The organism is Vibrio sp. JZG10 (assembly GCF_054064075.1).
The window spans coordinates 310,499-323,384 of sequence record NZ_JBSUGE010000004.1 but is presented as its reverse complement, the minus strand read 5'-3'; the positions used below and the strand labels follow the sequence as shown (position 1 = coordinate 323,384).

The window sequence follows — 12,886 nt, the reverse complement described above, 5'->3', positions numbered from 1 at the left end:
CAACAGCAACAGCAACAGCAACAGCAACAGCAACAGCAACAGCAACAGCAACAGCAACAGCAACAGCAACAGCAACAGCAACAAAAGTCTCAAAACGGTGAAAGGGAAGAGCAAGGACAACAGTCACAAAATCAGCAAGAATCTGAAAATAAAACAGAAAAGCAAAAAACAGAGCAACATCGACCGAAACGAGGTGAAAAGCAGGCTCAGGAACAAGGTGAACCAATGCAGGCTCAAGTGCAGCCAAAAAACACGCATCGGGATGATCCTGAATTCCGTCGTCTAGAAGCAGTCGAAAGCGCTCGTGATCCAAGCTTTTTGATTCGTGCACAAATGCAGCTTCAAGCTCAACAAAAACAACCTCCACAACAATCTCAAAAGGAGTGGTAAGCCCGTGATGAACAAAGGCGTACAACTGATCTTTATTCTTGTGGCCAGCCTATTATCCAGCTTCTCGGTGATGGCACAGACGCTTCAAGCAAGCGTCAATAAAACACAAGTTGCTAAGAATGAAGTGATCAACCTCAGAATCATGGCAGATACTGAGCTCAGCTCAGATGCAATTGACTTTAATGTACTTGAGAACGACTTTTTCTTGGGTCAACCTCGTTATGGGCGCTCCAGCAATAACATTAACGGAAGAAAATCTGTACGTACTGAGTGGAGTATCTCGATTGCGCCGATGAAAGAAGGTGTTCTGACTATTCCGAGCTTTTCCGCAGATGGTATGAGAACGGAGCCAATAAAGCTTCGTGTCACCGCAAGCCAAGCTGAACCCAATCTCGATGACCTATTTAGCTTTAATATCAGTGTCGACAACAGCACGCTGTACCCTCAACAATCTGCAACATTACGTATGCAGCTTTTGATCAAAGCAGATACCCGCCGTCTTGATAACCCACAAATTGTGCCTCCACAGATTGAAGGCATGAAGCTTGAAGCGATTGGTGGCTTACAGCAGGGACAAAAGATCTTAAATGGATTAGAAGTAGCGGTCATTGAACAGTCGTTTCGCTTAACGGCGAATCAGCCGGGTACTTACACCTTGATAGGTCCTAGACTGACTGGCTCTTACATTTATGGCGACAGCTTGACGGGCTCTACCAAGATCATGCCAATCAACACCAAAGCTGAGCAAATGCCTATCGAGGTAAAACCAATTCCAAGCGAATTTGAAGGGGAATGGCTTCCAGCTTCAGCGTTAGAAATGACGCAGAGCTGGCAAGACGATCAAGGTAATCCTCTGTCGGTTAATGCGCTCAACACTGTCAAACAGGGCTCTTCACTCACTCGAACCATTCAAATTAAAGCTCGCGGAACACAAGCCGAATACCTTCCACGAGTAAGTATTGATTATCCAAGTTCGCTGCGGGTCTACCCAGAACAGCCTCAATTCGACAGCGCGAGAGATGGCACCGTTATCATGACAGTGAAGCAAGTCATTATCCCCACTGAGGCTGGGTCATATACCTTGCCGGGATACCATTTGAACTGGTGGGACAGCCAAAATGATGAAGCGAAAAAAGCGACGTTACCAGAGCTACAATTAGAAATAGAGCAAAGTGACACCGGGCTTATCACGTTGCCGGAATCGTCTCTGCCAACACCACCTGAGTCAGCCATCAGTCCCGAACCAAACAGTGGAGTGAACAGTCTCTGGCAAACTCTGACCTTTGTTTTCACAGGGCTTTGGGTGGCGACGTTAGGAGTCGCGATTTGGACATGGAAGAAGCGTCCTATGACGGCGAATAAAACGGTTTCGAATACCGAGCAACCTCTTTGCGTTGATACGTTGAAAAAAGTCATCAATGAAGGGGACGCTGCTAAAATTGAACGCTCAGTAAACGAGTATCTAAACACTCACCGAGACAGGTTAAGCCCTGGTGATGCGCAAGCCGTAAAACAAGAACTTGATGCTATGAACCAAGCGCGTTTTAGTGCCAATCAACAACCTTGGCGTCCAGACTCGCTACTGGCAAAAATTCAAAACCTTAGCAAAGCAAACGTAACGAAAACCGACCACCAGCTAGAAAAACTATAAAGAAAAATGGCAGCGCTCTAAACGCTGCCATTGTTATTTTCAAAGAATCAAAATGTGTTTATAGACAATAAACAATATTTAAATTAACACCGCTTAAATCTAATCCTTTGTCATCATAAAGCTTAATCCATTCAATTTGCAGTTCTAATGGTGTTCCTTTATTAAATGCAAATCCAACCCCATATTGCAAATCTTCATCACTGTCAGAGATTCCGTCCGCTGACACTGTTATTTTCCCGTATCCTAGTAACCCATACAGGTCTACATTTTCACCCAAAGGAACCAAACCTTTTGCCAACAAAGCAAAATTACGTTCCACCTCGACTGAAATGCCATATAACTCATCATCAGATACGCTTCCATAACCTCGGACTTCAACACCAAAGTTTTGATGGAACCTGTAGCCAAACATCGCGCCTAGAAGAGAGTTATTCAACGAGTACGATCCCAAAGAGCCAAGATTTATATCAGCGTCGGCGTACTGATAGCCTACCCCCAAATATCCAAAAGGTTCAAATTCACTTACACCATTATATTGCTTTCCTTGAGATACTCCGGTGAAACTCAACGCCAACATTGCTAGTAACACACTACCTTTTTTCATAATCACACCCATACCAATCAAGTTGCACACTGCAATATAAAAGTAGTGGACAAGATAGATACCAGCAATAAATTTACAAATAAAAATAACAATAGTGGACAAATTATTGTTCACGTCACGCCACTATTTGATCTTTTTGCTCATATCGCCTTACGCAATTTCGACCATGACTCTTCGCTTGATAGAGTGCCTTATCCGACAGCTGGTAAAGATGGTCGAAATTAAAGTCTTTGCCTTTCGTTTTGTAACAAGAATAACCGACTGACACGGTGAGCAGCTCACCTTCTGGGTTGTGTTGGTGTTTGATGCCTTCATCTTCAATGCATTGACGAATACGTTCCGCTCTCTGCTTTACCGCCTCTTGATCAGAGCCGATCATTAGTAACACAAACTCTTCTCCGCCAATGCGACAGAAAACCTCATCTTCACCTTTGGTATGATGATCCAAGATATGACCCACGCGCATTAGTGCGATATCCCCTTCGAGATGACCATAGTGATTGTTAAATAACCCAAAGTGATCAATATCAATCAGGATAAGACCAAAGGACATCGCTTCCTCACACTCTAGCGCGCAATATTTCTGCATCACATGTTCTAACATACGGCGATTGCCAAGACGTGTCAGAGGGTCAAGTTTAGAAAGCACCTCAAGCTGTCGGTTGGCTTCCTCCAACTCTTTGGTTCGGTTCTGTACTTCTAGCTCCAGGTTTTCGTTTAATCCGCGAATCGCCTCTTGCGCTTGAGTACGCTGCAAAACCTCCGCTAGACTGGAAGCGAACATACGAATCACTTCACGTAGCTGAGAAGTCAGCGGCGCGCGCGTCAATAAGTTATCAACGGCAATAAAGGCGATGGGCCCGCTGCTATTCGAAGTCAAAACCGTCATCGCAGCCCAGCCAAAGCCGACAATATTACAGTCATGATAAATAGGAACGGATTCCTCAAATGCAACTTCACTAGGTACGGCGCGAGCTAAATTGATCAACGAAAAGTCTTGTGTCTCACCAAAGAAATAAGACTCATCCACCACATTGCCTTGAATGTCAGTCCCCCAAGTACCTTGCATGTATGAGCAGTTTTCATCGGTCAAAAACACCGCCATCCGATCAATACCAAGATTTTTGATGGCAAAAGTGACGGCCGATTTACATACATCACTGACGGTTGTACAGCGTGATAGCTCAACCATGCTTGAATGCAACATACGCACGTTCTGCTCTTGGCGCTTTCGAATGTAAATTTGTGAGAAAAGGGAGCCAAACGAGTCCAACATCTGTTTTTGATACGCTGTTATCGGCTTGCGATGAATAAAGTTATCAAGCGCGAACCAACCAAATGGCTCATTGCCATCACGTAGAATCAACATCGCGTTCCACCCCTGCCCAACCACTTTACCTGCCGTGTATATCGGCGCATCTTCCACGATCACTAAATTGCTCTCAAGGCTCGACAGCGCAGCGATGTATTCCTCACTCAGTTGATGAAGGTCGTACTGCGTGTGGAATTCATCGATCGTAATACCAGACTCATCCGTGCCGTATGTTCCACTGAAACTGCGCTTTTTCATATCTAGAAGCATCAGTGTGGAGCGATCAAACCCCAACCGTTGACGTAGCGCTTCGACGGCTTTGTAATACAAATCTTTTAAGGAATCAGGGTTGGAGATCTCGAGAGCAACTTGCTGAACTAACTTCATGTTCTCGATAAAGCGCTCGCGTTGGTTAATTTCATCGACATATTGCGCTTCACGAATATCTCTGTGTCTCATCTCTTGCGACGCATTTTTCTCGGCGCGAATGCACTGCCAACGCGCCGCTGCAAGCTGCATTGCATCATAGCTTTCTTCATAGATATTGTGTGCCGTGCGAGCATGAACAGATTGAATCAGTAGGTAGGTGCGTTTGATAGGCGTGTTATCGAGCATCATTATGTAACTATCTCCACCTAAATCTTGGGTGTGATTCCAGTTACAAGTATTGATCGCCAGAGGAATGATGCTTTCAGAAGTGTCAAACTGACTCGCCCACTCCCAGAAGCTGTCAGGATAGCTTTGGATTGGGTAAAGCTCCCCGCGAGAGAAACTCACAGAATAACGGGGATTGATTGAAGGATCTTCAAAAATGGCTAAGGCTTGAGGGGAGAACAAACTCTCTAAATGATCAAATATCGCCTCCGCTAATAAGCGATGATCCCTCGTTGAAGACACTTTTCTTGTAAAACTTCTTAAACTCACCCTACCAACCTAATCTACTTTTTTATTCTCGATAAAAAACTACTTAGGCCATCATATGCAATCAATACAATCAAATTTGAGCTGTTAAGTCATTCGCAAAATTATCAGACTTAGTTTCACATTCGAGAGCTCTTCAGCACTTTTATAACCGTATTTCACATAAGTTACATGTTCTATAAAAAAGGGAGGGATATTTGTGCTTCCTTGCAAGAATTATTGGTATAGGTTGGTGTTATAAATCTGCAGCTTGAAAAGAAAAAGGCCCCTCAAAAAGAGGGGCAAAGTTACCATCGCTTATAGTTATTTAGTTATGCTTGTAAATATGGCGAATTAACCGAAATCACCATTTACGTAGCCTTGAGTACGGTCATCTTGAGGGTTACTGAAGATCACTTGAGTATCGTTATGCTCAACCAGTTCACCCATTAGGAAGAACGCAGTACGGTCAGAGATACGACGCGCCTGTTGCATTGAGTGGGTCACGATAACGATGGTGTAGTTCTTCTTCAGCTCTTCCATCAACTCTTCGATTTTATGTGTCGCAATTGGGTCAAGTGCCGACGTTGGTTCATCCATCAGGATTACGTCCGGCTCCATCGCGATAGTACGCGCGATACACAGACGCTGTTGCTGACCACCCGATAGACCAAATGCGTGTGACTTCAGACGATCTTTCACTTCGTCCCAAAGTGCTGCGCCGCGTAGTGAACGCTCTACCACTTCGTCAATGTGTTTCTTGTCTTTGATACCTTGAGCACGTAGGCCGTAAGCCACGTTTTCGTAGATGCTCATCGGGAATGGGTTTGGCTTCTGGAACACCATGCCAACCTTGATGCGAAGATCCGCGACATCAATGTTGCCGTAAATGTCTTCGCCGTCCATCGCCAATTTACCCGTAATTTTCACGCCTTCTATTAGGTCGTTCATGCGGTTCAAACAACGTAGAAGCGTTGATTTACCACAACCTGACGGGCCGATAAGTGCCGTTACTTGGCGAACTGGAATTGGTAGGTTGATCGATTTCAGTGCTTGGTTTTCACCGTAGAATAAGTCTAGGTTTTCAATATCAAATTTGTTCATTTTCTTAATCTCTTAAATCTTGAGTTCGTGTCTTTTAACGTGCGTTCTTAATTAGTGTTGTTAGTAAGTTGCGGTGTTAAAACGTCTAGCAATCAGTTTCGTTACCATGTTGATCAGAAGAACAACCACGATAAGCACTGTTGCGGTACCGTAAGCCTGATTCCATTCTTCAACGGTAAACAGTTCGGTAGTCAGTTTGTATAGGTGAACGGTTAATGTACGACCGGAGTCCAACAGAGAATCTGGAATACGAGCAACCATGCCTGCTGTCAGAAATACAGGAGCAGACTCACCAATGACACGACCAATACTTAGAATGACCGAGGTTAAGATCCCTGGCATTGCACTCGGAAGAATCAAACGCCAGATAGTGTAAATTTTTGAAGCGCCAAGGCCGTAAGAGCCTTCACGATACGTTTGAGGCACTGCCATTAGTGCTTCTTCCGTAGTACGGATGATCACTGGCAGAATAAGAATACTTAGAGTCAGTGCACCCGACAGAATCGAGAAGCCCAGGCCAAGAATTGCCACGAAGAACGTCATACCGAATAGACCGAAGATGATCGACGGGATACCCGCCAACGACTCAGTACAGAATCGGATAATCTTTACCAATCGGCTACCGACTTTCGCGTATTCGGTTAAGTAGATTGCCGTCATGATACCCAGTGGCGCCGCTACCGCGATGGATGCGATAACCATGTAGATGGTCGAGACGATCATCGGGAAGATACCGTGCTCTTCACCAGTACGTGTGTAGTTATCAGTAATGAAGTTCCAATCTACGTGTTGTAGACCATTTGATAGGATGTACCAGATAATCCAGAACAAAAAACCTACCGTTAGTGCTGCCGAAATCCAAACCAAAGCGTTAAAGACGTTATCTTTGAACTGGCGAGCTTGTTTTAGTTTTGCGCGATCCATAATAGTCACCTTTAACGAGCGATTACTTCGCTTTTTCTCGGTTTAGGTAAAGAAGTACAGCGTTCAACGACATGATGAAGACCAGAAGTACAACACCAGTGGCGTAAAGAGCGTTGGCGTGAATACCACTTGCGTAAGACATTTCAATCGCGATGTTTGCGGTTAGCGTACGTGCCGAATCTAGGATGCCTTCTGGCATAGCAGGTGCATTACCCATCACCATGATGATCGCCATTGTCTCACCTAGAGCACGGCCAATACCCAAAATCACACCCGTCATGATGCCTGAACGAGCCGCTGGAACGAGCAATTTGAAGATTGTGTAGATTTTCGAAGCGCCAAGAGCCAAAGAGCCTTCTTTGTATGCGCGAGGCACAGCTCGAATAGACGTTTCAGATACCGTGATTACGGTCGGTAGAATCATCACACCAAGCACGATGATACCTGCCAAAATCGTGTTACCCGCAGGGACATTAAAGATGTTTTGAATCAGCGGTACGATGATGACCAAACCAAAGAAGCCATAAACCACAGACGGGATACCTGCCAAAAGCTCAACTGCAGGACGAATAATATCCGCAAGACGCTTTGGTGCGATTTCGGCAATAAAGATAGCCGTCAGCACACCAATTGGTACACCAACGATTACCGCACCCGCCGTCGATACAATAGATGCAACAATCATTGTCGCAACACCGTAAAGTGCAGGCGGCAGCCAGTTTTGTCCAAGAACGATGCCCGATACACCAGCTTCTTGGAATGCCGGGATACTTTCTCGAACAATAAAGTAAGCAATAACGGCTAATGAGACGATGCCGATAACGGCACTGGTTAGGAACAAGCCGTGGAAGATACGCTCTTTCCAGTCTACGCGACGTTTCTCGCGCAGGCCGGGCTTGCTGATAGCTTTAGCGTCAGTATTCATAAGCTTTTCACTATTTGTTGCGATGGTCATTTAAAAAATCTCACGGTTCTGGGCGTTTTGCCGGTGAACACTATGGATAGAAAAGGCTCAGCCCTAAATGGTGGGCTGAGCAAACTTAAGAGTCCCGATAGAATTAGTTAACTGAGATGTAACCGTTTTGGTCAACTAGCTTTTGCGCATCTTCAGTTAGCATCCAGTCTAGGAATTTTTGCGTTTCAGCTGATGGCTTGCCTTCTTTGTAAAGCACAAGGAATGGACGAGCTACTTTGTAAGAACCGTTTTTCACGTTAGCTACCGTTGCATCAACGCCGTCGATTGCTAGAGCATTAACAGTGTTGTCTACAGTACCAAGAGAAATGTAGCCAATTGCGTATGGGTTAGATGCAACCATTGTTTTTAGTGCGCCGTTACCGTTTGCAACTTGAGCACGTTGAGAGATAGCTGATACCTTCTTACCAGAAATCTTCATTTTAAGAGACATGATGTCTTCAAATGCGCCACGAGTACCTGAAGCCGTGTCACGAGTAATTGCTACGATTGGCTTGTCTGCACCACCGACTTCTTTCCAGTTTGATACTTCGCCTTTGTAGATTGCAGTCACTTGCTCTGCTGTTAGGCCAGGCAGTTTGTTTTGTGGGTTAACAACCACTGCGATACCATCACGAGCAACCACTTCTTCTATTAGTGTTGATTCTTTTTCAGAGTCTTTTAGATTACGAGAAGACATACCAAGGTCTGCTGAACCATTTTTTGCTGCTTTAACACCAGCTGAAGAACCAGGGCCTTGAACTTCGATAAATACGTTAGGGTTCTTCTTCATGTACGTTTCAGAGAAAACTTCCATCAGTGGAGTTACGCTGCTAGAACCCACTGCAGAGATAGTTTCTTTAGCAGAAACAGGAGTCACTGCCATTGCGCCTAGAAGTGCGATTGCACCGATTACTGTCTTTTTCATCACAATTTCCTTAAGTGGCTTTATTGCCGTTGTGTTTCACTTGAACGGTGCTCACTTTAGAATTTGAATATGACAGTTGTGTTTCACTTAGTTGAACCCTCTATGACACGTTGTCATTTCTGTATATTAATTCCGCGACTGACCCCTCTACCGTTTTTAGCCTAGCGCTTTTATAAATTGCCGCGCGTTCAAAATGATAACTCCATCGATTTTGGTACATTTCATAACAATTGGATATGAGTAAGTCATTGATTTGACGAATGTGGCAATTAAAATCGAGATGCTTATTTATAAAAAAGATAATAATCAAACCGATAGAGGGTCAATCATGCGTCAATTTCTTAGTACGCTTTCTATTAAACTTCAGGTCTTTTTGCCTGTTCTATTCACCGTTGTATTACTCGTCATTGGATTGAGCGTCGGAATCGGCAAGCTCGACCAAGCATTCAATAAGGTTTCCACTTCCACCAACAAGCTGATCATTCATAAAGAGGAACTCAGCGCCATCGTAGACAACACCTACGCCATGCGCATCAAAGCCATTTACAGTCTATTTAGAGCCGAAGATGTCCAATCTCTCAACCAAGAACTGTCTGAACGACAAAACAAAAACCGCGATTTTCTGAATTCCATCGATAGCCTCCCAGGCGTTCAAACCGAAGTGAATACTATGCGCAAAGCCATGGATCACTATGTTGATTTCACGCGCGTCACCATGACACCTCTGCTCACCACCAAACACTCTTCTGGCTACACCACATCCGATTTCAATCAAAAGTACGAATCTGCGATGGCAGAATATCGATTGGCTGGCGAAGCAATGATCAACGCCATCGACAACCTGTCTAAACAATTGAATCAAATCGTCACCGATGAAGTGGAAGCGAATGGCGAACAGCATTCAACCACGCTCACTTACAGCGCGGTCTCGCTTGCGGTGATCTTGAGTGCTGCTTCGCTTATTAGTTGGATACTAGCCAGCTATATCGTTGCACCGATTCGTAACCTTCAAGGAACCATGCAAGAAGTCGCGAAAGGAAATCTATTGGTTAAAGCCGAAGCCATCGGAAAAAACGAAGTGTCGCAACTGGCTCAGGATGTAAACCAAACCATCGACAAACTGCGTGAAACCGTGAGTGCATTAGTTCGAATTAGTGAGGATGTGGCATCAGCATCGACCGAGTTAGCGACTGTTATGACTCAAAGCAGCGTTAACTCAGATCAAGAAAAGCAAGAAATTGAGCAAGTGGCTTCGGCAATCAACCAACTAGAATCGACCGCAGCTGAAGTGTCGACCAATGCACAAGAAGCCGATAGCGCATCAAATCAAGCAAGCATGCTTACCTCACAAAGTCTGAGCATGTTTGAGGAAAGCACTCGCGCAAGCGAAAAAATGGCAGAACAACTCAACGAAGCCGCAGCCGTCGTGACATCGCTTAAAGATCAATCAGAACACATTGGTCGCGTGATCGAAGTGATTGAAGGCATTTCTGAGCAAACCAACCTGCTTGCACTGAATGCAGCGATCGAGGCTGCACGAGCGGGCGAAAGTGGCCGAGGCTTTGCGGTAGTCGCCGATGAAGTACGTATGTTAGCGGCGCGAACTCAGGAATCGACGAAAGAGATCCAAACCATCATCGAAGAGCTTCAGCAGCAATCGGGTCACGCGAATGAAAGCATGCACTCTAGCTTAGCCATGTTGTCAGACAACCAAGCTCTGGCACAAGAAGTTAGCCAATCACTTGCTAATATCAGTAATGCTATCGCCGCTCTGAACTCAATCAACACGCAAGTGGCGACCGCATCAGAAGAGCAGAAACAGGTCACGGCCGATATCAACAACAACTTAACGAACATCTATGAACTAGTGAGCCAGAACGTGACTGGCATTACGCAGTCCGCCTCTGCCGCTCAAGAGCTTTCAGACTTAGCGGAAAACCAAAAGCACCAACTTAAGCAGTTCCAAGTTTAAACATTCTGCTCAACACGATAAGTGCCAAAGGTTAGAAAAGAAAAAAGCTCCGCACTGGCGGAGCTTTTTATAAAGGCAAAGCTATCAATCTTTATTAACGTAATAAGTATTATTCATCTGTCACTAACAAGAGAGAGCTTTTGAAACTTGAGTCTAATGGATCTCTATTGAAAACCTCACCATTAGTCGTATCAAGAGTAGCAACATGCTTACCGTCACCATTAGGTGTGTTACTCCAGATATTACGTCCTAAAATATCGTCCTTGTCTGTCAGTGTATAACCGCTCGCAAAGCCTGTACCATTCATCGCTGGGCTATAGCAAGCTTGCTCCGTTAACGATACCAACTCTTTAATGTTTGCTAGTCGCCAATTCTTTTTGCCAGCAAAGTTGTGTAGAGGGTGGTTACCGGACGGATTACGAATTTGTTGGGCCGTAGACAGCGCGAATTGCCATGACATCGTAGCTCGCGTTCCGGTGCATTCTTCGTTTGCTGCATTCCATGTCATACCGACTGGACAGCGCATCCATGTAAGACCTGTTTTTAAGTCAGTTACAGTTCCCTTATCTGAATAAGTGTAACGTGTATTAGGTGCTGTTTTAGCAAACTCAGTCGAACACTCTTGTGCTGCCATTGCTACTTGAGAAGCCAACACAAGAGATAGCGCGGTCATTAGTTTCTTCATCTTATTGTCCCTTAACTGCTACTAGACGGATTGGGAATTGGTAGGAATCATAGGCATCTTCACTTGTACTGCTTGAGCGAATCTCAACGAATGAAGTGGCCCCTCTATCTGCGCCCCGAGAGACAATTGCGGGGAAATAAATCTCACCATCCATGAGCTGTGATGATGTTTCCGTAAACCTAAAACCATCATGCCAAAACGCACCTTTTTCTAAATAAGGGCTGCCTAAAGTTTGCTGTGGGAAGTATTTGACATTAAAACCATACACATTGTTCGGTTCATATTCTGTGCTCGGCGCAAATAGTGTCTTTTCACCGAAATCTAGTAAGTCATAAGTTTCACGGTAAGTAGGCAGGCGCCAACCAGTGATTCCACATAACGATTGTTTGTTTATGTACTCAACGTATTGGCTCGTAGTACAAATTTCATCGCCCACCTCTTTACAGCCCGCAAGATCTACATCTTTGCTAAATGGCTTAAATGTTTCAGACTCAAACGCAAATAGGCGGTCTTTAAATTGAATAGAGCTCGCATCCGCACTCTTGTTTTCCCAAACAAGACCAGTACGCTCATCCAAAGTGCAAGCCCACTCAGTGGCATCTGCAGCTAAAGCAGCGCCTTGTGAATCTAGCTTAACGAACTTAAAGCCCGCGCCTGTCGACGTTTGCTTGTCCTCTTTGTCGAAGCCGTATTCCGCATCTTGACCAGGGTAAGAAGCTTGAACCTCTGCAACGTCTGCAGCGCCATCAGCAAAGTGAAGAATGGCACCCGTATCGTTACTACCAACCGTTTGTTCAGCAACCGCTGCAATTTCTTCAGCAAATGCACTCACTTCCGCTTCAGACAGAAGATCAGAGGCTAGCGATTTACCTTGGAAGCTAAGACTTTGAGCAAGCAGCGCTACGCCTTTGGTCATTTGTTGTGGTTGCATCGCAGCTAATAGCGCAACCGTGTTTTGCTCTAGCTTGTCCAGCTCGCTGGCTTCTGCGTTAGACATCACCGAACCATTCAGCGAAACGCCTACACTAGCCAGTTGCGCTTTAACAATCTCTTCAGCTTGAGCAACGGTTTTACCGTCAACCACAAGACCTGCGAGCAATGTTGTTACACCATTTACTGTGTTACCCGTGGCTAAGTTTTGGCCTGGAGCCGCAAGACGCAACGTTTGGTTTGAGTCTTGATCAACTTGAGCAAGAATCGTGCTAGTCAAAATGTTCTTGTCGCTTGACGTCAGGGAGAACTTACCAGCATTATCCGTTTTAGCACTCGGTTCAGTAGTATCACAAACGTAGTTCTGGTTTAAATCGATACATACTGGCGTATCAAGAAGTGTACCTGCAGAAACGATGGTGCCAGCTACATTATAGGTCGGTGTTGACGTGTCACCACCAGAACCACCGCCACAACCAGCTAGGGCTAGTGACATAGCAACGAAAGAATATTGAAACTTCATAAATTTTGTCT

The 12,886-nt window shown here is 45.0% G+C and carries 10 protein-coding genes and 1 pseudogene; 3 read left to right on the top strand and 8 right to left on the bottom strand.

Annotated elements, in window-relative coordinates; all coding sequences use genetic code 11:
- Positions 1-390: pseudogene (locus ACWYVB_RS08380) on the top strand (hypothetical protein); the annotation flags it as partial.
- 4 nt (positions 391-394) lie between these two features.
- The gene (locus ACWYVB_RS08375) at positions 395-2,041 is read left to right on the top strand and encodes a BatD family protein (RefSeq protein ID WP_368849212.1); all 1,647 of its coding nucleotides are present in this window, start codon (positions 395-397) and stop codon (positions 2,039-2,041) included.
- Between the two features lie 58 nt (positions 2,042-2,099).
- On the opposite strand, the gene ACWYVB_RS08370 is transcribed toward ACWYVB_RS08375, so the two are convergent.
- The 6 genes from ACWYVB_RS08370 to ACWYVB_RS08345 form a co-directional block, all read right to left on the bottom strand.
- Positions 2,100-2,759 (bottom strand): outer membrane beta-barrel protein, encoded by a 660-nt coding sequence (locus ACWYVB_RS08370; RefSeq protein ID WP_368849211.1) that lies wholly within the window; start codon positions 2,757-2,759, stop codon positions 2,100-2,102.
- A 1-nt stretch (position 2,760) separates the two neighbouring features.
- Complete coding sequence (locus ACWYVB_RS08365) at positions 2,761-4,881, bottom strand: sensor domain-containing diguanylate cyclase (protein WP_258644217.1); 2,121 nt, start codon at positions 4,879-4,881, stop codon at positions 2,761-2,763.
- Positions 4,882-5,211: 330 nt separating this feature from the next.
- Positions 5,212-5,961 carry a phosphate ABC transporter ATP-binding protein PstB gene (pstB, locus tag ACWYVB_RS08360; protein WP_005397884.1) on the bottom strand — a complete coding sequence of 250 codons (750 nt, stop codon included), beginning with the start codon at positions 5,959-5,961 and terminating at the stop codon, positions 5,212-5,214.
- Positions 5,962-6,021: 60 nt separating this feature from the next.
- The gene (pstA, locus tag ACWYVB_RS08355; RefSeq protein WP_005397882.1) at positions 6,022-6,885 is read right to left on the bottom strand and encodes a phosphate ABC transporter permease PstA; all 864 of its coding nucleotides are present in this window, start codon (positions 6,883-6,885) and stop codon (positions 6,022-6,024) included.
- 22 nt (positions 6,886-6,907) lie between these two features.
- The gene (gene pstC / locus ACWYVB_RS08350) at positions 6,908-7,840 is read right to left on the bottom strand and encodes a phosphate ABC transporter permease subunit PstC (RefSeq protein ID WP_006741921.1); all 933 of its coding nucleotides are present in this window, start codon (positions 7,838-7,840) and stop codon (positions 6,908-6,910) included.
- Between the two features lie 103 nt (positions 7,841-7,943).
- Positions 7,944-8,765, bottom strand: coding sequence for a phosphate ABC transporter substrate-binding protein (locus tag ACWYVB_RS08345; protein ID WP_006741922.1), 822 nt, complete (start codon positions 8,763-8,765; stop codon positions 7,944-7,946).
- Between the two features lie 328 nt (positions 8,766-9,093).
- On the opposite strand from ACWYVB_RS08345, the gene ACWYVB_RS08340 reads away from it, so the two are divergent.
- Positions 9,094-10,737, top strand: coding sequence for a methyl-accepting chemotaxis protein (locus ACWYVB_RS08340; protein WP_258638591.1), 1,644 nt, complete (start codon positions 9,094-9,096; stop codon positions 10,735-10,737).
- A 109-nt stretch (positions 10,738-10,846) separates the two neighbouring features.
- Here the strand turns inward: ACWYVB_RS08340 and ACWYVB_RS08335 are convergent, their stop codons facing one another.
- A complete protein-coding gene (locus tag ACWYVB_RS08335) occupies positions 10,847-11,422 on the bottom strand; it encodes an Lcl C-terminal domain-containing protein (RefSeq protein WP_053808314.1) in 576 nt (191 codons plus the stop codon).
- Between the two features lies 1 nt (position 11,423).
- Entirely contained in the window at positions 11,424-12,875 is a 1,452-nt protein-coding gene (locus ACWYVB_RS08330) for an Lcl domain-containing protein (RefSeq protein WP_457528684.1), read from the bottom strand.
- Between the last annotated feature and the right edge of the window lie 11 nt (positions 12,876-12,886).